We start from the raw sequence: 19,439 nt of genomic DNA on the forward strand, positions 1-19,439 counted from the left end.
CAGCACGACGAGACGATGCTCGCCACCCTGCAGCTGTCCGGCCACGGACGACCCCACGCGCAACGCCCGCGACAGCATCCGGTGTCCGCGGGTCGGCTCCGGATGGGCGGTCACGTTCTCCCGGGGGACCTCGGTGACGACGCCGGTCTCCACGCCGAGGAAGCGGCAGATCCGGTCCAGGGTGTCGGCGGGCCGGTCGACCAGGTCGCGGTAGCGGTAGACGAGCACCTGCTCGCGGGGGAACAGGGTGAACAGGTGTTCCAGCTGTCTGCCGTACTTGCCGAGCCCCAGGTAGTGCCAGAACGGTGCCCAGCCGGTCGTGACCCTGCGCTCCTCCTCGGCGCAGGCCTCCAGCACGTCGCCGATCGGCTCCAGTCCGGCCGACCACAGATGTGTCCAGTTGGAGTGGGCGCGCTCCACCGGGTCGCGCAGCACCACGATGAGCCTGGCGTCGGGGATGGTCTTCCTGATGCGCCGCTGGGCCGCCAGGTCGTAGAGGTAGAACGGGGTGGACTCGCCGGTGAGCGTTCCCGGCGGTGCCGCGTCGAACAGGGCTTCGTAGTCCTCGCGCCGCCAGACGTGCTCGCGGTAGGTCTGGGCGTCGCCCGGGCCTCCCCTGGTGGGAGGGGGGCCGTCACTGAGGAAGAACTTCGGCTCCTTCACCGGGGACATGAACAGCTCCGGGTGTCGGGCCAGTGCGGCGTGCAGGGCGGTGGTCCCGGTTTTGGGGGCACCGATCGTGAGGAAATTCGGCAGGGGCATCGTTATTACCCTCAATTCCTACTATTATTATTGGTAAATATAACCCCTTTCCCGGCGAAGGCAAGCGGCCCGCCATGGGGTTGTCGTGCCCCAAGGGCCTGCCCCGTGGCGGGAGTTCCAGTCGCCGACGCCTATCCCCAGCTCATGGGGGCGAGCCGCGCTGTTCCGTTCAATGAACGCCGGGCGCTTCTCTGCTATTTCGACGTCGTGAGGGAGTTTTGTCGCGTTGTAAATAAACGCAACATCCGTTCCGTATTCCTACCCTGATGTGCCTCCGGCGGGACCCCGCGCCGCCGGATTCCCGGGGGAGCCGGCCGGGCGAACACGGCGAGAGCCCGGCCCCGAACTCCTTTACGCGGCGGCGATCAGGCATCGAACCACCCGCCGCGAGGGCTTCGGCATCAGGGCGTACCCTGGGCGGCCGGAAACACGCGCGCGGCGGCGCGAACCGGGAACCCCGCCGATACCCTTGCCGAATGCCCGACCCGTACCTGACCCCGCGGAACACGACAGAGCACGAGATCGACATAAAGCGCTCCCGTTTCCTGTGCGCCATCGGTCGGGTCGCCTCGGAGGAGGAGGCCAGGGAGTTCATCGCCGGCCGCAAACGGCTGTACGGTGACGCCACGCACAACTGCTCGGCCTACGTGATCGGCGGCGACCGCCACATCCAGCGGGCCGACGACGACGGCGAGCCCGGTGGCACCGCGGGTACCCCGATGCTGGAGACCCTCCTGCGCAGGGGCGTCGCCGACGTGGTGGCGGTGGTCACCCGGTACTTCGGCGGGGTGAAGCTCGGAGCGGGAGGCCTGGTCCGCGCGTACGGCTCATCGGTCGGCAAGACACTGGATCTCACACCACTGGTCGAGATGGTGCCCGCCAGGGTCATGACCGTGACCGTGGACCACGTCCAGGCCGGGCGGCTGGAGAACGACCTGCGCATCTCGCCGTACGAGGTCAGGGAGGTCCGCTATGGCGCCGAGGTCGGCTTCCGTGTCGCGGTACGCGAGCGTGACCTGGCCGACTTCCCCGGCTGGGTCGCCACGCTGACCGCGGGCCGCGCCAGGATCGAGCAGGGCGAGACGGTCCATCTCAGAAACAGCTGAAACGGTGCCGGACCGTATGAGAGTAAAGATATCTGGACGTCCCTCGCGTGGGTCCAAACCACTTTTCGGCGGCGGTCAATGTGGGATAGGTCACAGTTGAGGGCGGAGGGCCCGGCCGGAAGGCGGGTGCGCCCGCCCTTTCCCAGGCTGTGACGGTCTCTGCCCGCCGCACTCGCCTGGCCGGCCGATACCCATCCTGACGTGCGAGAATCCCGGAGATTTCGTGATCGTCACGATGGGGTTCCAGGCACCTGTGGTTTTCCGCAGCCGACCCCTGTGGCGTGTACGAGGCAGGAGCGGGCGCATTCCTCATCCACGCCCTACCCAACTCTCCGTAGCCTTGTCCCTATGAGTTCACCGAATCTCGACGGAGTCGCCGGATGGGCGATCAACCTTATGGAAACCCTGGGTGCGCCAGGGGCGGGGCTGGCGATCGCACTTGAGAACCTGTTCCCGCCGCTGCCCAGCGAGGTGATCCTGCCGCTGGCCGGGTTCACCGCGAGCAAGGGGAACATGGGGTTGTTCGACGCCGTGCTCTGGACGACCCTGGGATCGGTGATCGGCGCGCTGGCGCTGTACGCGGTCGGGGCACTGCTGGGCCGCGAACGTGTGGTGTTCATCGCCTCCAAGCTGCCGCTGGTCAGCGTCTCCGACATCGAGAAGACCGAGGCGTGGTTCGCCAAGCACGGCAGGAAGACCGTCTTCTTCGGCCGGATGATCCCCATCTTCCGGAGCCTCATCTCGATCCCGGCGGGGGTCGAGCGCATGCCGATCGTCATCTTCACCCTTCTCACCACCCTGGGCAGCCTCATCTGGAACACGGCGTTCGTGATGGCGGGGTTCCTGCTGGGAGAGAACTGGTCGCTGGTCGAGGACTACATGGGGATCGTCTCGAAGACCGTGCTTGGCATCGTGATCCTCGCCGTGGTGGTCTTCGTGGTCGTCAGGCTGTCCGACCGGCGCAAGGGCAAGCACCACGCCTGACCGAGAAACCGCCGAGCAGGGCCTGCCGGGTGCCGGCCGGTCTCGCGCTCGGGGCCCTCTGGGCCCCGGCCGGGCCGGTCCTCCTCCTGGCGGGCCCGTTCCTGTTCACGGCGCGGACACGCCCACGCATGCCGGCCGGGGCCGTCCGTCCGGCGGACGCCGAGGTCTCCAGGCTGCGGCTGTTCGACGGGGCGCGGCTGTCCGGGTACGACGGGCGCCGCGCTACTCCACGTACGGTGCCTGATCGCTCAGGCCGATCTCGATGCGGCGCTGCAGGGCGGGATGGACGGGATGGTCGCCCAGGTCGGCGGGAGCCACCCAGCGCACCTCCTGTGCCTCGCGGGGGTCCGGCTCTATCGTGCCTCCGACCACGCGGGCCCGCAGGCAGACATTGACCGGTTGCCGCACTTCGTCGACCCTGTTCTCGTACATGTAGACGATCACGTGCTCCGGAGAGGAGAAGACACCGACGAGACCGGTGATCTCGACTTTCAGGCCGGTCTCCTCCTCGCACTCGCGGATGGCGCACTGCGCGACGGTCTCGCCTTTCTTGAGGCCGCCAGTGGGGATGGTCCACAGGTCGTTGTCGGTGCGCTTCAGTAGCAGCACGGCGCCTTCGTCGTTGCGGACGAACACGCTCGCCGACGGCTTGCGACTGGTCGGCTTGGGAGCGTCAGGGTCTTGCCAGTGGTCGATCCGGCGGCTGTGCTTGCTCACAGGTCATCCTCCTCGACGGGCCGTGCACCCGCCCATACCCGCTCGTAGGACTCCAGGTACGTGTTGTAGTAGGCGCCGTCGATGCGGCGAATGTGCAGCGTTGGTGTGTACGCCGCCAGAATCCCGTAGACGTGGACGTTGACCAGCAACTCGTCGTCGAACCGGTAGATGGAGTTGTACAGCGGGGTGTCATGCAGGCGGATCTCCACCGAGGGAGGCATGTTCTGCGTGTAGTAGGCCATCACCGCCGCGACCCGTCCGGCGACGCCGCCTCCGATGTGGTGCTCGGCGTCGCGGTACCCGAGCTGCTTGCCCTTGGGGTCCCCTAGGAGCAGCCGTACGCGGGCGCCCGCGTTCGCTTTGGCGATGAGGGTGGGAATCCAGTCGGGGTGCTCCTCGGTGAGGAACAGGCCCGCGTACGCGAGCAGGTCGACCGTGCGCTCGGCGCCGCGCAGCAGTTCGGTCCACAGATGCCGGGGGACATCGCTGCGCCGTGGATAGGTGGCCACGAGCTCGGCGCCGGCCAAGGAGGCGCCGTTGACCGCGTCGGGCCAGAGGTAGCTTTCCTCCTCCCGAAGAATCGCGGCCACGCGGTAACGCGTCTTCGGGTACGGCACCGACTCGCCGCTCAGCCATCGCTCGACGGTTTTGGTCGACACTTCAGCGGCCTCGGCGAGGCTGGCGATGTCGTGTCCCGCGCGGTGAAGCGCTCGGCGAAGGCGTTCGTTGACCACACCACCATGCTGCCATCTTTCGACAACTCCTGACGTGTCTTTCGAAGATAGTTGTCGGTAGATGTCTCGCAGTGTCGATGTGCTGTCTGGTGACCCACCGTCACCCTGGGAGAACACCGAGGAAGGGCCATCCCTTGCACAACTGAGGCATCATTCACGGAAGCCGACACATGACATCTCCACAGCTACAAGACGCCAACGCTCCGCAGGCTTCCCCTAGCCCTGCGGCGCTCATCACACGGCTCGTTGAAGCCGCCCAGGAGCGAGGTCTGACCGTCAAGCAGGTCGCCAACGCGATCCTGCTTTTCTCCCGGCCGCCCGACTACAGCGAAGCCGCCGGGCCCGAAGATCAGGCGGCGGCCCGATCGTTTTTCAACGGCCTGTCTCAGCTGGTCGTCCTCGTGAAGGACCGCCAGGCGCCGCAGCCCGAAGGTAAGCCGGTCCGCCTGGCCTGGTACTGGTGGTGGCAGGGCGATCGTCTTGCCGGCCCAGGCAGATCCGACGAAATGGAGCGCCTCGCCGACGCGGCCGACATCGACACGGCAGCCGACCGGATCGCGAACGTCCTGCGGCTTGACGGCGAGTCGTCCACCACCTGAGTACGTCGAGCTCCCGCTGCGCGACCCGGAACACGTCCGAGGTACGACGAGGAAAGGGCGCGGTCATCATGAGGCTGCCCGGTGTGGGCTACAGGCCGGAAGTGGTAGCTCCTCAGCTGTGCGACAACGCGTCCAGGCAGGCGTGGAACTCTTCGGCCTGGACCTCCCCGGCAGGGAGCCGCTGGGCGAAGGCATTGAGCTGGTCGGCGACGCGGCTGGAATCGACGTCGGTGACGAGCTCGACGGCGCGCCGCGCCGTGTCGAGGGCGCCGTCGAGGTCGTCCTGGTCGAGCTGTGCGTCGGCGATGGCGGTCAGGCCGAGCACGGTGTCACGGGTGTAGTCGATGCCTCGACCGGCCATGCCCTCCTCCAGGAGGCGCACCGCGATGTCCGGACGGCCGAGCTGTACGAAGCCCGCGCCGACCTCGATCGTGTGAGACGGCTGGCGCATCCAGTAGATCCACGGCGGGTCTTCGTCCGGGTCGCGGCGCCCCCAGTGGTCGTCGGCGCGGAACAGCACCTCGACGGCTTGGCGGGACTCGCCGATGACAGCGTGGGCGCGGACCTGCCACGCGTCGAGCATGGCGTGCACCGTGCGGGGCGCTCCGGGGCCGATGCGTTCCCGGGCGGCGTGCAGCAGGTTGATCGCGGCGCGGCCGTCTCCGGCGTAGGTGTGCTGCATCGCCATGAGCGACAGGATGTAGGCGCCGGTCAGGGTGTCGCCTCCGGCGGCGGAGGTACGCAGTCCGGCGTGCCAGTACCGTGCCGCGGCGGCGTGCCGGTCGCCGTCGAACGCGCACCAGCCGGCGAAGCGCAGCAGTTCCCCGGCCGCGCCGTACAGGCGCCGCTTGACCGCTGCACGGTAGTGGCCACCCTGCAACAGCCGGGCTATCAGCTGCAGGTCGGCCTGGGCGAGGTGCAGGCAGTAATCGCCGCCGACGAGGTCATCCAGGTGCCACAGCTGGTGGATACGGTTCTCGACCCAGGTCGCCACCTCGGTATCCACGGTGCCGCCGCCACTGGCGTCAATGATCTTTTCTGCGGGGACGGCGGCCCAGGCGTCTGCCAGTTCGGCGGTTTCTTCCCCCGACAGCAGGAGGAATCCTCGCCGGTCGGTGCCTGCACCCATGCACCCCGCCATGATCTGTTTTGCCGTCTCAGGTGTCCACGCCTGGTCCAGCGGCTCGGTCCCGTCGACCGTCAGCAACCACGACGGCCACCCAAGATTCAACACCGTCTGGGCGTCGACCCCCACCTCTGTGGCGATGGCGAGTTGCGCGGCGAGCTCAGGCACGACCTGGTGGTGCTCCCACCTGTAGATCTTCTGCCGGTGGCTGGCCATGTTCAGGCCTGACCGGCGCCGCACCAGCTCGGCGACGTCGGAGAGAGTCCACCCTCGGCACTCCCGCAGATAGGTCAGAGGGTGGCGAATCAGAGGCTGATCGCTGCTCATGTCGTGTCCCTTGAAGGGAGGGGGATTACAGCGAGACTACGGCGAGGCCCTGTCGCGAGCCCCGGGGACCCGCTTGTCTGAGATCAGAACGTAACCAGGTAAGTGCGAAGCGCAACAGGAGTGTCCGGTGTGGCCGTTACCTGCTCCTCGCGCCTTTCCGGGAAGGAGCCCCGCATGATCATCCTTGCGTTCGCGGTAGCCGCCGGCAGGTGTGCATGATCCCGCTGGCGCGCGCCGAGTCCATCGAGCTTCAAGGCGAACCGGCGGACATGCCGATGGTCCTCGCAGCGATCATCGAGGCGATCGGCAAAGTCACCGATGTCAGCGAACCGGCGGGCGACCGGCTGGATCGGCGGCTACGGGTCGGCGCCGGGGGACGCGTGCGACTGCTGGCCGGCACACCGGCGCGGCCGGAAGCCGCCGCGGCGGGCACGCTTGTCGTGACGATGGTGCTGGAGGAGACAACCGGGCTGCTGCCCGGCCAGGTGAGGGACGTCTTGGCCGCCGTGCGGCGGGTGCCGTTCACCGTGACCGAGATGACCGCGCTGCGTGGCCAGATGCCGCTCACGGCCGAGCTGCCGCTGTTCGCGCCACCGGGGTGCCTGGCGCAGGTGGCGCCGGTCCTGACGGTGCATCACATGCGCGACTTCCTCGTACTGGTGGAGGCGGTGCAGGCGATGGGCGTTCCGCCGGAGGCCATCACCGTTCTGGACAAGGGCTACCCGTACCGGCACACCGCCCGGGTGGACGCCCACCTGACCCGTCAGGGCGTCGCGGTGTGGCCGTGGACGCGGGCCGCGGACGCGTTGAACGACCACGCGCAGCGTGCCGCCACCCTCGGCCGGCAGGGGCTGCTGGTCGACGACGGTGGCTACACGCTGCCGGTGCTGCTGAAGCACCGTCCCGACCTGCTGCCGCACTTCACCACCGGCCTGGTCGAGCAGACGATCTCCGGCATCACGCGGCTGGAGCCGTGGCGGCAGCTGCCGCTGCCGATCTTCTCCGTCGCCCAGTCCAGGATGAAGGCCACAGTGGAGTCCTACGGCGTCGCCGACGCGGCGATCCGCAACGCCCTGCGGCTGCTGCCCGAGGAGAAACTTGAGGGTCAGGCCGCGCTGGTCATCGGGCATGGGCGGATCGGCGAGCAAATCGCCCAGGTGCTGCGGTCGCGGCGGATGCGGGTCGCCGTCCACGACCGGCAGCTGGTGCGCCTCATCGCCGCCCACGAGCAGGGCTTCGTCACCGGCCGCTGCCTGAGCACGCTGCTGCGCGAGCACCGGCCGAAGCTGATCGTCGGCAGCACCGGTCGCACCAGTGTGCGCGGCGAGCACGCCGCCGCCATCGGCGGCGACTGCTACTTGGTGTCGACGACCTCTCGCAACCGGGAGTTCGCGATAGCCGAACTAGCCGAGGAGGCCACCGAGGTCAGCGACGCCGGTGTGCTGGGCATCCGCCTGCGCCTGCTGTCCGGAGCCTGGGCGACGATCGTCGGTGACGGGTACCCGGTGAACTTTCACCACGCCGAGTCGCTGCCGAACGCCTACTCCGACCTGATCCTTGCCAGCCTCCTTGTGGGTGCGGCCAGCCTCGCCACCCCCGGCCACGGTTTCACTCCGGGGCACAACGTCGTCGCGTCCGACCGGGTGCTGGAGTCGTGCGGCCTGCTGGAGCGCTACTACTCGCGGTTCGGCCGGAAGAGCACATGAGGACCACAGAGCAGGGGGAGCGGTACTTCACCGCCGCTGACGCGGGGGCGATGTTCGAGCCGGGCCTTGTCACCAGCAGCAAGGACCGACGCCGCGTCTGGTACGGCGTCCCCGACCCGGCCGACGCGGTACGGGTGGCGCTCACCGTCGCCCGCCGGTCATGGCTCGACGCCGTGGCGGTCGTTCCCGTCGGCGCCGCCTTGGCGCAGGCGGGCCTGGCCATGGCGTTCGGCGAGCACCTGTACGAGGTGCGGCGCCGTCGCGGCCTGCGCGGGGCGTGCGTGACCAGCCCCCTGCCGCCGCCTCTGCCACGGTCGGGGCTGTGCCGGCTGCCGCACCTGACCACCGTCGAAGGGCCCGACGAGACGTGGCGGGAAGCGGTGGTGTGGGAGGTCATGACCGCCGAACGGTTTCGTGCCTGGCTCGGCCGTGACCCGGTCAGCCTCACCACGGTCGAGGAGTGGCTGCCGAAGCTGCTGGCCCTGCGCGGCGCCGTCCGCGCCGGCACCCTGCCCGACACCCCGGCGGTTCGCGCGCTGCAGCAGTTGCTGCAGACCCGCTACCTGTCCATCCGCTTGGTGCTGGAGCACCCGTCCTTGTTCGCATCCCTGCTCTCAAAGGAGACACCTTGACCAACAGCTGGCTTTCGACGTCCGGCGAGGACCTGTCCGCCGGGTACGCGCGGCACATGGCCACGCTGCGCGGCGCGATACGGCACGCGCTGGTCGCCCGCGCCCTCCGCACCCACCTGCCCGCAGGTTCGCAGCAGGTCCTGGACATCGGGGGCGGGGATGGCCACCAGGCCGCCCAACTCGCCCGCATCGGCCACCAGGTGACGGTGCTCGACCCCGACCCGGCAATGCTGGCGCAGGCCCGGCAACGGCTGGAGGCCGAATCCGCCCAGGTGCAACAGCGCGTCCGGCTGGTGCAGGGCAGCGCCCACGAAGCCTCGGACCTGGTCGGCGGCGGCTACGACCTGGTGCTGTGCCACGGCGTGCTGATGTACGTCGAGACCCCTGAGACGTTCGTGGCTGACCTGGTGGCGGCGGCCCGGCCCGGCGGCGTGGTGTCGCTGCTGACGAAGAACCGTGACGCGCTGGCCATGCGGCCGGGTCTGGAAGGGCGGTGGGCCGACGCGCTGCAGGTGATGAACGCCCACGCCGAGACGGGCAACCTCGGCGTGACCAGCCGGGCGCACACCGCCGCCGACATCGACGCGATGCTGGTTGGCGCCGGAGCCTCCACTGTGACCTGGTACGGGGTGCGGACGTTCACCGACCACCTGGGCGACGTACCGGTCGGCGACGACTTCGACACACTCCTCAACGCCGAATGGGAAGCCGGGCGCCGCGACCCGTACCGGCGGGTCGCCCGCCTGCTCCACTTCGTCGCGCAGGCAACCCCGAAGGACACACCATGACGGCGGCTCCGCTGACCTTCGGTGACGGGTGGACGGCCGCCCGCGGGCACTGCACCCGGGGCTGCTTCGGCTACCACTCCACATGGCGGCTCTTCCGGCAGGCCGGGCTGAAAGGCAACCCCCGCTGGCACGAAGACTTCTACCGCAAGGCCCTCGCCGGCCGGACCCCGAAACGGGCGTTGGTGTGCGGCTCCTCCGATGAGACCATGCCGCGCCTGCTCGCCGAACTCCTCCCCGACACGCAGATCGTGGTGGCCGACGTCTGCCAGACCCCGCTGACGCTCGTCAACGCCTGGACCGCCTGGTGCGGCCGGGACGTGACGGCCATGTGGGCGAAGGCGCCGGAACTCACCAACGTGCCCGGCCCCTTCGACATGATCATTACCGATGGGTTGTTGTCCTTGCTGCCTACCCCGGCCGACCGTGACACGGCGCTCGCCCGCTTGGCCGAGCTGCTGACCGACGACGGCGTGCTGCTGTACACCACCCGCATCGCCGGGCCCGCCGGACGGCTGGAGTACGACCTGCTCGGTCGGATCATTCAGGCGCTGGCCACCGCCGCCGGGTGGCCCGGCCCGCCGGGCGAACGGCTACGGCTGGCCCGGCAACGACTGCGCGGCTCATCACGGCCCGCCCCGTTCACCACCTCCACCCAGCTGCGCGACACCTTCTACACCGAATTCGCTCAGGTGCTCCTGTCCACCCGTGCGGCCGCACCGACACTCGCGTTGGCCCTGCATCCCGCGTTCCGGGCCGGGCGAGGCAGCATCTGTGTCGGCGTGGCCGCCACCCACCCAAGGAGTCGGCTGTGACACTGCCGATCAGCATCTCCGTCTACCGGCCGGGAACGACCCTGGATGAGGAACTCGCCGACCTCGGCTACGCCGCCATGCGCGGCTGGCCCGACCAGCGGCCGGTGACCGCGGCACTGGTGCGGTCCCGGCTGCACCCCCCGGGAGGCGCCTTCCCCACGATCATGATTGTGGCGCGGTCGGCCACCGGTGGCCTGGCCGGGGCGGCGGCGCTGCGCCACCCCGCCGCGCCGGGCGCACCGGCACGACTGTGGGGACCCGCCGTCGCCCCCGAATGGCAACGGCAAGGGCTGGGCGCCTTGCTGCTGAAGTACGCCGCCGATTCCCTGCCTCAAGGGATGCTCGTGCTCACCGCGGAGATCCCCGCGACCCGCGAGCACGGCTGCACGTTCTACACCCGTGCCGGATGGTGCCCGCACTCCACCGCAGCTCTGCTGGAAGCCCCTATCGTCCGTAACCTCGCCGCACCGGGTGAGGACCAGCTGGGGGTGCGGCTGGCGGGTCCTGGCGACGCCGCAGCGCTGGGCCGCCTCCACCACGCGGTTCACCCCGTTCACGGGTTCGCCGTCGCACAGGACACCTACCCGCGGTGGAGTGGCGATGAACGGTTCGTCGCCGATGGCCTGCTCGTCGTCGACGGCGACGGCTCCGACCTGAAGGCCGCGGCCCTGGTCTACCCGCTCATCCACTCCGCGCCCGGCGAGCCCGCAGAGGCGCTGCTTGCCGACGTGCTGATCCACCCCGGCGCCGACCGGACGGCCGTAGCCAGGCCGCTGATCGCGGCGGCGCTCGCCGCAGGCGCCCGCCACGACGCCGAAGTCGCCCGCGCCATCGTCCCTACCAGCCACACTGAGCTGCTGGCCGACCTGCGCGCGGCCGGTCTGGCCACGGTGGAGGAGATCCGCTACTACCAGGCGCCGCTGGTGCCGCACACCGAAGGAGAATTCCTGTGACGTCGCCTGTCTCGCTTCCGCAGCGCACCCTCGGCCGTTGCGGCATCACCGTGCCCGCTGTCGGCATCGGCTGCTGGGGCATCGGCGGACCGGCCGAAAACCTCGGCCTGCCGATGGGCTGGTCCACTGGCGCCTCACCCGCGGAGGCCGCCGCCGGCCTGGAGACCGCGTGGCAGATGGGTGCCCGCCTGTTCGACACCGCCGATGTCTACGGGCACGGCCGCTCCGAGCGCCTGATCGGAGACCTGGTCGCCGGTGTTCCTCGCGACGAGATCGTGCTGGTGTCCAAGGTCGGCTACTTCGCCGGCACCGCCCAGCACGGCTTCGACCCCTGGCACATGCGCCGCCAGCTGGAGCAGACCCTGGACAACCTGCGTACCGGCTACCTCGACGTGTACTTCCTGCACCATTCCGACTTCGGCGACGGCGACCGATGGCTGGAGCCCGCAGTGGAGACGATGCGCTCCTTCCAGCGGGAAGGGCTGATCCATGCGGTCGGGATGCGGGGCCCGCACCGTTTCGCCCGAGATCGCCTCACCGTCGCCGCCGACCAGCGCGGCGACAAGATCGCCCGGTTTCGGGCGGTGTTCGACAAGGTGCGCCCGGACCTGCTCGCGGTCCGCGATCACCTGCTGTCACCGATGTCCCGCTCGGAGGGCATCTTCGCGTTCGCCGAGCAGTACCAGGTCGGTGTGCTGATCAACAAGCCGCTGGCGCAGGGCCTGCTGACCGGCGCCTACGACCCCGCCGCCATGCCGCTGTTCGGCCCAGGCGACCATCGCTTGCGCAAGCGGTGGTTCACGCCCGCGGCGGTCGAGGTCATCGCCGAGGGGCTGAACGAGCTGCGCGGCCTGGTCGGGTGGCGCCGCGAAGACCTGATCCATATCGCCTTGTGGGCGTGCCTGAATCGCTATGATCAGGCGGCTGTGCTGGTCGGATTCACCACTCCGGAGCAGGTGGCGATGAACCTGTCCGCGCTGGGCGCGCCCCCGCACCCCGACGTGATCGACCAAGCCCGCATGATCATGGGGCGGGTGCAGGCCCGCCTCGACGCCCAGGGGGAGGTCTTCACCGACGAGACGGTGAGGGAAAGCCGATGAGTGGCGACGACCGCCAGCAGCTCAGCCTCCTGCAGCGGGGAGAGCACCACACCCGCCCCGGGCAAGTGCGGGTACTGACGCTCAACGTGCAGCACGCCAACCCTGCCCGGTCCCGGCGGCAAGCCGAATGGCTCGCCGCCCAGGACGCTGACGTCGTCGTGCTGACCGAAGTCACGCCCGGAGCGCACGCCATCACCCAAGCGTTGGGCGAGCACGAGTTCACCGTGCATCTGGGCGACGGTGGCTCGGACTATTTGACGGTCGTCGCCTCCCGCATCGGCAAACAGGAACCGGCCCCCGAGATCCATCCCGGCTATCTGCCACACCGGTGCGCCGCCATCCGCCTCCACCTCGACGATGGATCCAGCGTCGGAGTGGTCGGCCTGTACGTGCCCTCCCGCGGCCCCCAGGAGCGCCGTAACGTCGACAAACGCCTGTTTCAGGACGCGGTGGCAGAGATGCTGCCCGCCCTGGCCGACGACCTCGCGGTGACCGGCCCGGTCGTCATCATCGGAGACCTCAACGTCGTCGAACCGGGCCACAAGCCGCACCACACCGTGTTCGGTGCCTGGGAGTACACCTTCTACCGCGCTTTCGACGCCGCCGGATACGGTGACGCATTTCGGCACCACCACCCCGACCTGGACGATCACTCCTGGTATGGGCGCCGCAGCGGCGCCGGCTACCGCTTCGATCATCTGTTCTGCTCGCCGGTCGGCGCGATCGCCGACTGCCGCTACGTGCACGAGCCCCGCACGTCGGGGCTCAGCGACCATGCGGCGATGACCGCGACCATCACCCTGCCCACCGGCACCCTCTAATCCCTTCACCGCGCAGCCCTGGGCGCCCCTGCGACGCCACAGGGCGGGTTCGTCATGCCCTCTTCTCTCACGTATCTCACGTACGGAGGCTCCGCATGTCCCCCACCATCAGCGCCAGCCACAGCCTGCTCCTGGAGGCCATCGGCCGACTCAGGCTCACCCCGCTGACCCTCGCCCAGCAGCAGGCGGTCTACGACATCCCCCGCAGCCAGCCCAACGCGCTGCGCGACACCGTCGTCGGTCTCCTGCCCGGCCGTAACGTCGTGTTCACCGGGACGCTGGAGCGGCGGCTGTTCGCCGTCAGCGCCGGTCGGTCCGGCGCGTGGCTGCTAGCCGACTTATCCGGGCAGCCGCACGAAACTCGCGTCTGGCCCGACTGGGCCGCCCAGCATGTGCACCTGGACACGCCAGGCGCGTGGATCAGCCATGCCGTCCTGGCCCCGGCCGCCGTGACCCGGCTGACCCGGCCCCGCATCCTCCTCGCCGCCCTCTACCGGCCCGAGTACTTCCCGCTGCCGCGTTTCCCCTTGGCAATCTCCGACCTGGCCCGGGCGGCCCGCTCCACCCTGTCGGGCCGGGTCGACCTGATGGACATGCAGCTCAGCGTCACCCTGGACGACATCATCGGCGCGGTCAGCGTCCAGCAGCCCGACATCCTCGGCATCAGCGCGACGTTCGGCCAGCACGAGCTGATGATCCGCCTGCTGGACACTGTCCAAGGCAAGGTGCCGTTGATCCTCGTCGGCGGCAGCCTGACCGTCCGCAACGAGGCGTTGCTGCTGGAGCGCTACCCGGAGTTGCTCATCGCCCGCGCCGCCGGCGAGCCGACCATCCGCGACGTCATCGCGCATTGGCACGGCGACCTCGAACGCGACCAGGTCCACGGCATCGGCTACGTCGGCGCGGCTCGCGGCGGCGCGATGGCCGTCGGCCGGCGTCGTACCGCGGCCGTTCCCAATCGCGACGCCGACGACTTCTTCCCCGAGCTCGACCTGCTGCAGGCCACCTTCGCCCACCAGGGGGTGATGCAGCTGGAGACGACCCGCGGCTGCACCAGCCATTGTTCGTTCTGCCCGAGAGGTCATAAGGGCACCTGGGCGGGCGGCGCACCCGAGCAGCTGCCATGGATGCTGGCGGCGCTGAAGGAGGAGTTCGCCCGCCACCCCGACCTCTCCCGCACCCTGTATCTGGTGGACGAGGAGGCCATCGGACGCGGCGACGATGCCGTCCCGCGGGCCCTGGCCGTCGCCGCCGAGATCACCAAAGCCGGCTTCCAGTGGGAGACATCGTGCCGTATCGACCAGGTCGTTCACCTCGACCACGACCGGGCCTGGCACATCGAGCGGGCCGAGATGTGGCGGGTCCTCGTCCGCGACGGGCTGCGCCGCATGCTGTTCGGGGTGGAGTCCGGCGTCACCTCCATCTTGCGGAGGTTCAACAAGGAAACCACCGGTGAGCAGAACGTGGTGGCGATCCGCACCCTGTCGGCGCTGGGAGTGCCGACCAGGTTCACCTACATCACGTTCGACCAGCTGATGAGCCTGGAAGAGCTACGCGCCACGCATGCTTTCCAGGGGCGGACGGATCTGCTGCTGCGTCCGCTGCCGCACCTGAGCGTCGAGGAGATCGTCGACGGTGTCTGCGATCCGGCGTTCGTCGCCGAGCACAGCACCGGCCGGCCGTTCTACACCGGCATCTCCTACATGCTGGTATCGATGGAGCCGCTGGTCGGCGCCGCCTACACCCGCATGGTTCAAACCGCCGGCCTGGCTGGGGCGGCGCGCCCGTCGATGGGCCGCATCGACGCTCGTTTCGCCGACCCGCGTATCGGTGTCTGCTCCGAGCGGGCGCAGCTGTGGGTCGACCGGAACTGCGCGCTGGACTACACGCTGAAGTCTCTGGAGAAGGTGCTGGACGGTGAGCCGCGCCGTGAGGTCCGCGCAGCGCGGGTTGTCATCAAGGACGCCGCGTTCGCCGTCTTCACCGGCATGCTCGACCTAATCGACGAGCACGTCGACCCGTCGCAGGCAGGGCGGCTCACCAATCGGCTGGACGCGATGCTGGAGGAGCAGTTCGAGGTGCTCCGGGGCCGCATGGACGCCACCGTGCCGAGGGCCGTCGCGGCACTGCCGCCGCCGGCCGCCGACCGGCTCCGTTATGAGCACACTCGGTGGGCGGCCGCGACAGGCTGGAAATTGATCAATGCGGCTGATCCGTGTGGGACCTGACCCGCTGTAGTCAGGCAGGCTCGGAGAGCGGCACCCAGTTGAACTCCGGGCAGTAGCGGGAGTACGTGGCCAGCTTCCAGGCCGCGTACTGCTCCATTCGGTCGGTCGCGCGCAGGAGATGTTTGATCCAGGTGTGGGCGATCCGCTCCTCCCGGCTCATGCCGGTGTCGATCTCGTCGAGCATGCGGCACGCGACCACGAAGTCCTCCTCGGTCAGCGCTGACAGGTCGATCTCGACGCCGTCGACCTCGAAGGAGAACACCAGCCTGGTGGTGGTGAAACGGGTGTAGCGCTCGCCCTTGAACGCCGCGTGCGGGGCGAGCGCCGCCATCAGATCCTCGCGACCGGCGACCGGGTAGCCGATCCCTAGATCCAGATCGCTGGTCTCCAGGTTGAGCTGGATCCCGAAGGAGCCGACGTCACGCGGCGTGTGCCCCGTCCAGGACTCGACAAGGTGGGCCGCCTTGGTGCGGACCTGCAGGAGCCGCTCATCCTCCGCGCGTCGTGCCTGCCAGAACGCTTCGGCTCGGCGGAACTCCTCAGCGGCGAAGGACCCAGGGACAGCCCACCCCACGGCCATGATGGCCTCAAGGTCGAGGCTCGTCGCCGGCCCACCCGCAGAGATCGTTTGATCGGTCATCGGGCCAGCGTAGTAACAGCGGCATCGTCCGCCTCGGAAGTTCCCGCATTTCCCACCCGAGGTGGTGCGGCAGTTCCCTGGCCAGGACCGCCTACGCCGACCCGCTGAGCCGCCTGACGCCTCGGGAAGACGAGGTGCTCGACCTCATGACCCAGGGGTTGACCAACGCCTTCACCGCCGAGCGGCTCCACGCCTCCCAGAGTGCCGTCGAGAAGCACGTCAACGCGATCTTCGACAAGCTCGGGCCGCTGCGCGTCATCGGCTACAGCCGCCGGGCCCTGGCCGTGCTGCGCCATCTCGGCTCCTGGCGCCGGACCCCCGCCTACTCGATGATCGAAAACACGGCGGTCGCCCGGGACGCCCCCGGGTCAGAGCCGGAGCTCGTCCTCCTGGGCAGAGGTGAGGTCGCTGGGCCAGAGCCGGTAGACGTTGAGGCGCGTCTCGTAGTACTTGTCCGTCTCGCCGACCCACTGCATGCCGATGCGCCTGGCCGTGCCGGCACCGCGTTCGTTGTTCACCCGCACGACCGCGACGAGCTCGTGGGCACCGATGGAGAAGGCCCATCCGGCCAGGGCGCGGCCGGCCTCGGTGGCGTAGCCGTGACCCCAGAAGTCGGGGGCGAGCTGCCAGCCGATCTCGATGTCCTCCTCGTCAGGCGGCAGGTACCTCAGGGAGAGGCCGCCGATGATCCGCTGGTCGGAGTTGCGGACGATCGCCCAGCGGCCGAGCGGGGGCGTCAGGGTTTCACGGTTGCGTTCCCATGCCTGCAGCGTGGCCCGCATGGCCCCCTCACCGTCGAGCCGGTTCATCGCCGGGGACAGCCACCGGGTGACCTCCGGCGTGCCGTAGATGGCCAGAGCATCGCGGGCGTCCTCGGGACTCCAGTCGCGTACCGTGAGGCGGTCGGTGGTCAGTAACGCCATGGTCTTCCTCTCCCCGGCGAGCGAGCCGGCCGTGCGGCGACGAGAGAACAGCGAGTAGAAGAAAGTGTCGTTTTCTTGCCGGAAATGTCCGATGTGTTGCCCTTGTGAGGGTACGCCCATCTGGCTGCCGCCGACCAGCCGGGTGGGAATTACCTGTTCAGGGATGACGGCCCTGGCCCGGCCTCCGGCCGGGCGCCCCGCGCGGCGGCGGTCAGCCCTCCAGGGCGTACTGCATCACCCGGAGCTTGGCCTGGGCTTCGGCGAGCTCGGACGCGGGGTCGGAGTCGCCCATGATGCCGCACCCGGCGAACAGCCGGGCCCGCGGGCCCTCGATCTGGGCGCAGCGCAGCGCGATCCCCCACTCGCCGTCCCCTCGCGCGTCGATCCAGCCGACAGGACCGGCGTATCCGGCGCGGTCCATGCCCTCAAGCTCGCGGATGACGCCGAGCGCGGCCCCGGTCGGGGTGCCGCCGACGGCGGCGGTCGGGTGCATGGCCGCCACCACGTCCAGGACCGAGATCCCCGCCGACAGCCGCCCGGTCACCGGGCTGGCCAGGTGCTGGACGTTGGGGAGCACCAGGAGTTCGGGCTCCTCGGGGATCTTCAGCTCGGCGCAGAGCGGGTCGAGCGCCTCCCGTACCGACGCGACCGCGCAGACGTGCTCGTAGCGGTCCTTCTCCGAGGAGAACAGGGCCGCGCCGCGTGCCATGTCGTCCGCCCGGTTGCTGCCCCGCGCGATCGTGCCGGCCAGCACCAGGGACTCGACGGTCTCCCCGGTACGCCGGACCAGCAGTTCGGGAGTGGCGCCGACCAACCCCGCACAGGAGAAGGTGTAGCACTCCGGGTAGCGGCCGGCCAGGCGGGCCAGCAACAGGCGGACGTCGATCGCCCGCTCCGCGACGGCGGTCAGGTCGCGGGCGAGCACCGTCTTCTCCAGCCGGCCCGACCTGATCCGCCGGACGGCGCGGGCCACGGCGTGCTCCCACTCCGGCGCGCTCAGACTGCCGTCGCCGTACCGGATCCTGCCCGGGTCGCGGAGCGGGGTGACGGTGTCGAGCCGCTGCTCACCGACGGTGGTCAGCCAGGCGCGGCCGTCGCGGCGGGCGAGGATGGTCCGGGGGACGAGGAGGACCGATCCGCGTGACTCCGGGTCGAAGGTGAACGAGCCGAAGGCGACGGGGCCCGAACCGGGGGTCGTCACGTCGTCGTCGACATCCGCCTCGCCGAAGAGATCCGACAGCCGGTCGCGAGCCCAGTCGAAACGCCGGGGGCCGGGCGGCACCTCCAGGCGCAGGGCCTCGCCCCAGGCCACGAGGCCCTCCCCGCGCCTGACCCAGGCATAGGGCGCGGTCTCCGGCAGTCGTGCGAACAGGTCACCGGGGTCGTCGACGGAGGTGGTCCTCACCACGAGAGGACGGGTTGATCCGAGCGCTACACTCACCCCCGCCACTCTATGCCGGAAACTGAACATGTTCGACGGCGGTTCCCCCCGCCAGCACGGCCGCCACGCGGTGTCAAGAAAACCAAGGCACTCGGTCAACGGAGCCTGCCGCCCTGGCCTGCGGTGATACATCCGAAGCAGACGCGATCTCGCAGCGGAGGTGTCATGCTTCACAGGACTGTGACAGCACTCACAGGGCTGGCCGCCCTGACGGCCGCCTGGACCGTTCCGGCCGGGGCGACACCGGTGGGGCAACCCTGGCGGCCGGTGGTCATGGCCGCGCTCGGAGACTCCATCAGCGCGGGGTTCAACGCCTGCGGGTGGTACGTCACCTGCGCCTCGCGTTCCTGGTCGACCGGCGAGCACCGCGATGTCAGGAGCCACTACCAGAGGCTACGCGCCCTGGACGTGGCACTCGCCGGGCACAACGTGAACCTCGCCGTCCCCGGCTCCACCAGTGCCGACCTGGCCGGGCAGGTGACGCAGGCGGTCGGCCACCGCGCCGACTACGTGACGCTCCTGATCGGCGCCCAGGACGTCTGCGTGTCCGAGGAGCGGCTGATGACCCCCGTGGCCGTCTACGAGAGCCGGGTGGCCGGGGCACTGGCCCTGTTGCGGGCGGGCAGGCCCGACGCCCGGGTGTTCGTGGCGAGCATCCCCGACATCGGACGGCTCTGGCAGACCGGCAGGGACAACCTGGTGGCCCGCGGGTTCTGGGAGGTGGGCCGGATCTGTCCCACCATGCTGGCGCGCCCCACCTCGACGTCGGCGGCCGACCAGGCCCGCCGCGACCGCGTGCGCGCCCGGGTGATCGGTTTCAACGCCGCACTCGCCAGGGTCTGCGCGGCGTACGGCCCGAACTGCCGGTTCGACGGCAATGCGGTGTTCAGGCAGGCGTTCACGCTGAACCACATCAGCAAGTGGGACTTCTTCCACCCCAGCGCCGCGGGCCAGCGGCTGATCGCGGAGAAGACCTACGGCGCGATGCGCGACTGGCTCGCGGAAGAGGCCCCGGAGCCCGTCCTCGCCCCCTGAGCCGG

General features: G+C 69.7%; 19 protein-coding genes and 1 pseudogene. 13 read left to right on the forward strand and 7 right to left on the reverse strand.

The window, feature by feature from the left end; translation table 11 throughout:
• On the reverse strand, positions 1-762 hold a 762-nt coding region (locus ABT130_RS34265; protein ID WP_350962579.1), incomplete at its 3' end, for a sulfotransferase family protein.
• A 476-nt stretch (positions 763-1,238) separates the two neighbouring features.
• On the opposite strand from ABT130_RS34265, the gene ABT130_RS34270 reads away from it, so the two are divergent.
• Positions 1,239-1,868, forward strand: coding sequence for a YigZ family protein (locus tag ABT130_RS34270; RefSeq protein ID WP_350962581.1), 630 nt, complete (start codon positions 1,239-1,241; stop codon positions 1,866-1,868).
• A gap of 348 nt (positions 1,869-2,216) precedes the next feature.
• Positions 2,217-2,852: a DedA family protein gene (locus tag ABT130_RS34275; protein ID WP_350929072.1), complete on the forward strand. Its 636-nt coding sequence runs from the start codon at positions 2,217-2,219 to the stop codon at positions 2,850-2,852.
• 222 nt (positions 2,853-3,074) lie between these two features.
• Here ABT130_RS34275 and ABT130_RS34280 read toward each other — a convergent pair whose 3' ends face one another.
• Positions 3,075-3,569 carry an NUDIX domain-containing protein gene (locus ABT130_RS34280; protein WP_350962584.1) on the reverse strand — a complete coding sequence of 165 codons (495 nt, stop codon included), beginning with the start codon at positions 3,567-3,569 and terminating at the stop codon, positions 3,075-3,077.
• The gene (locus tag ABT130_RS34285) at positions 3,566-4,303 is read right to left on the reverse strand and encodes a helix-turn-helix transcriptional regulator (protein ID WP_350962587.1); all 738 of its coding nucleotides are present in this window, start codon (positions 4,301-4,303) and stop codon (positions 3,566-3,568) included. Before ABT130_RS34285 ends, ABT130_RS34280 begins: the two co-directional genes overlap by 4 nt.
• A gap of 170 nt (positions 4,304-4,473) precedes the next feature.
• On the opposite strand from ABT130_RS34285, the gene ABT130_RS34290 reads away from it, so the two are divergent.
• Entirely contained in the window at positions 4,474-4,902 is a 429-nt protein-coding gene (locus ABT130_RS34290; RefSeq protein WP_350962589.1) for a hypothetical protein, read from the forward strand.
• Positions 4,903-5,014: 112 nt separating this feature from the next.
• Here the strand turns inward: ABT130_RS34290 and ABT130_RS34295 are convergent, their stop codons facing one another.
• Positions 5,015-6,355 (reverse strand): helix-turn-helix domain-containing protein, encoded by a 1,341-nt coding sequence (locus ABT130_RS34295; protein WP_350962591.1) that lies wholly within the window; start codon positions 6,353-6,355, stop codon positions 5,015-5,017.
• Positions 6,356-6,570: 215 nt separating this feature from the next.
• On the opposite strand from ABT130_RS34295, the gene ABT130_RS34300 reads away from it, so the two are divergent.
• The 8 genes from ABT130_RS34300 (at position 6,571) to ABT130_RS34335 (ending at position 15,395) form a co-directional block, all read left to right on the forward strand.
• Entirely contained in the window at positions 6,571-8,061 is a 1,491-nt protein-coding gene (locus tag ABT130_RS34300; RefSeq protein ID WP_350962593.1) for a Rossmann-fold NAD(P)-binding domain-containing protein, read from the forward strand.
• The gene (locus ABT130_RS34305) at positions 8,058-8,693 is read left to right on the forward strand and encodes a hypothetical protein (RefSeq protein ID WP_350962595.1); all 636 of its coding nucleotides are present in this window, start codon (positions 8,058-8,060) and stop codon (positions 8,691-8,693) included. The genes ABT130_RS34300 and ABT130_RS34305 overlap by 4 nt, the downstream gene beginning before the upstream one ends.
• On the forward strand, positions 8,690-9,481 hold the full coding sequence (locus ABT130_RS34310) for a methyltransferase (protein WP_350962597.1): 792 nt from the start codon (positions 8,690-8,692) through the stop codon (positions 9,479-9,481). Before ABT130_RS34305 ends, ABT130_RS34310 begins: the two co-directional genes overlap by 4 nt.
• Positions 9,478-10,293, forward strand: a complete 816-nt coding sequence (locus ABT130_RS34315; RefSeq protein ID WP_350962599.1) for a class I SAM-dependent methyltransferase — start codon at positions 9,478-9,480, stop codon at positions 10,291-10,293. Before ABT130_RS34310 ends, ABT130_RS34315 begins: the two co-directional genes overlap by 4 nt.
• A complete protein-coding gene (locus ABT130_RS34320; RefSeq protein ID WP_350962602.1) occupies positions 10,290-11,246 on the forward strand; it encodes a GNAT family N-acetyltransferase in 957 nt (318 codons plus the stop codon). Before ABT130_RS34315 ends, ABT130_RS34320 begins: the two co-directional genes overlap by 4 nt.
• Positions 11,243-12,346, forward strand: coding sequence for an aldo/keto reductase (locus tag ABT130_RS34325; RefSeq protein ID WP_350962604.1), 1,104 nt, complete (start codon positions 11,243-11,245; stop codon positions 12,344-12,346). The genes ABT130_RS34320 and ABT130_RS34325 overlap by 4 nt, the downstream gene beginning before the upstream one ends.
• A complete protein-coding gene (locus ABT130_RS34330) occupies positions 12,343-13,167 on the forward strand; it encodes an endonuclease/exonuclease/phosphatase family protein (protein ID WP_350962607.1) in 825 nt (274 codons plus the stop codon). The genes ABT130_RS34325 and ABT130_RS34330 overlap by 4 nt, the downstream gene beginning before the upstream one ends.
• A 95-nt stretch (positions 13,168-13,262) precedes the next feature.
• Positions 13,263-15,395 (forward strand): B12-binding domain-containing radical SAM protein, encoded by a 2,133-nt coding sequence (locus ABT130_RS34335; RefSeq protein WP_350962609.1) that lies wholly within the window; start codon positions 13,263-13,265, stop codon positions 15,393-15,395.
• Positions 15,396-15,405: 10 nt separating this feature from the next.
• On the opposite strand, the gene ABT130_RS34340 is transcribed toward ABT130_RS34335, so the two are convergent.
• Complete coding sequence (locus ABT130_RS34340) at positions 15,406-16,035, reverse strand: hypothetical protein (protein WP_350962612.1); 630 nt, start codon at positions 16,033-16,035, stop codon at positions 15,406-15,408.
• Between the two features lie 49 nt (positions 16,036-16,084).
• Between ABT130_RS34340 and ABT130_RS34345 the strand changes: the two are divergent.
• Positions 16,085-16,340 (forward strand): annotated as a pseudogene (locus ABT130_RS34345) (response regulator transcription factor); the annotation flags it as partial.
• 63 nt (positions 16,341-16,403) lie between these two features.
• Here the strand turns inward: ABT130_RS34345 and ABT130_RS34350 are convergent.
• Together ABT130_RS34350 and ABT130_RS34355 are read right to left on the reverse strand one after the other, a co-directional pair.
• Positions 16,404-16,958, reverse strand: coding sequence for a GNAT family N-acetyltransferase (locus tag ABT130_RS34350; RefSeq protein ID WP_350929074.1), 555 nt, complete (start codon positions 16,956-16,958; stop codon positions 16,404-16,406).
• A 211-nt stretch (positions 16,959-17,169) separates the two neighbouring features.
• Positions 17,170-18,399, reverse strand: coding sequence for an isochorismate synthase (locus ABT130_RS34355; protein ID WP_350962615.1), 1,230 nt, complete (start codon positions 18,397-18,399; stop codon positions 17,170-17,172).
• A 180-nt stretch (positions 18,400-18,579) separates the two neighbouring features.
• Between ABT130_RS34355 and ABT130_RS34360 the strand changes: the two genes are divergently transcribed.
• On the forward strand, positions 18,580-19,434 hold the full coding sequence (locus tag ABT130_RS34360) for an SGNH/GDSL hydrolase family protein (RefSeq protein ID WP_350962618.1): 855 nt from the start codon (positions 18,580-18,582) through the stop codon (positions 19,432-19,434).
• Positions 19,435-19,439: the final 5 nt, after the last annotated feature.

The sequence above is a fragment of the Streptosporangium sp. NPDC001681 genome, assembly GCF_040298085.1.
Classification (GTDB): domain Bacteria; phylum Actinomycetota; class Actinomycetes; order Streptosporangiales; family Streptosporangiaceae; genus Streptosporangium.

Bases quoted from the DNA above. Each gene is read 5' to 3' on its own strand.
- ABT130_RS34270 (WP_350962581.1), top strand. From the start codon at position 1,239: ATGCCCGACCCGTACCTGACCCCGCGGAACACGACAGAGCACGAGATC.
- ABT130_RS34275 (WP_350929072.1), top strand. From the start codon at position 2,217: ATGAGTTCACCGAATCTCGACGGAGTCGCCGGATGGGCGATCAACCTT.
- ABT130_RS34290 (WP_350962589.1), top strand. From the start codon at position 4,474: ATGACATCTCCACAGCTACAAGACGCCAACGCTCCGCAGGCTTCCCCT.
- ABT130_RS34295 (WP_350962591.1), bottom strand. From the start codon at position 6,355: ATGAGCAGCGATCAGCCTCTGATTCGCCACCCTCTGACCTATCTGCGG.
- ABT130_RS34300 (WP_350962593.1), top strand. From the start codon at position 6,571: ATGATCCCGCTGGCGCGCGCCGAGTCCATCGAGCTTCAAGGCGAACCG.
- ABT130_RS34305 (WP_350962595.1), top strand. From the start codon at position 8,058: ATGAGGACCACAGAGCAGGGGGAGCGGTACTTCACCGCCGCTGACGCG.
- ABT130_RS34315 (WP_350962599.1), top strand. From the start codon at position 9,478: ATGACGGCGGCTCCGCTGACCTTCGGTGACGGGTGGACGGCCGCCCGC.
- ABT130_RS34330 (WP_350962607.1), top strand. From the start codon at position 12,343: ATGAGTGGCGACGACCGCCAGCAGCTCAGCCTCCTGCAGCGGGGAGAG.
- ABT130_RS34335 (WP_350962609.1), top strand. From the start codon at position 13,263: ATGTCCCCCACCATCAGCGCCAGCCACAGCCTGCTCCTGGAGGCCATC.
- ABT130_RS34340 (WP_350962612.1), bottom strand. From the start codon at position 16,035: ATGACCGATCAAACGATCTCTGCGGGTGGGCCGGCGACGAGCCTCGAC.
- ABT130_RS34350 (WP_350929074.1), bottom strand. From the start codon at position 16,958: ATGGCGTTACTGACCACCGACCGCCTCACGGTACGCGACTGGAGTCCC.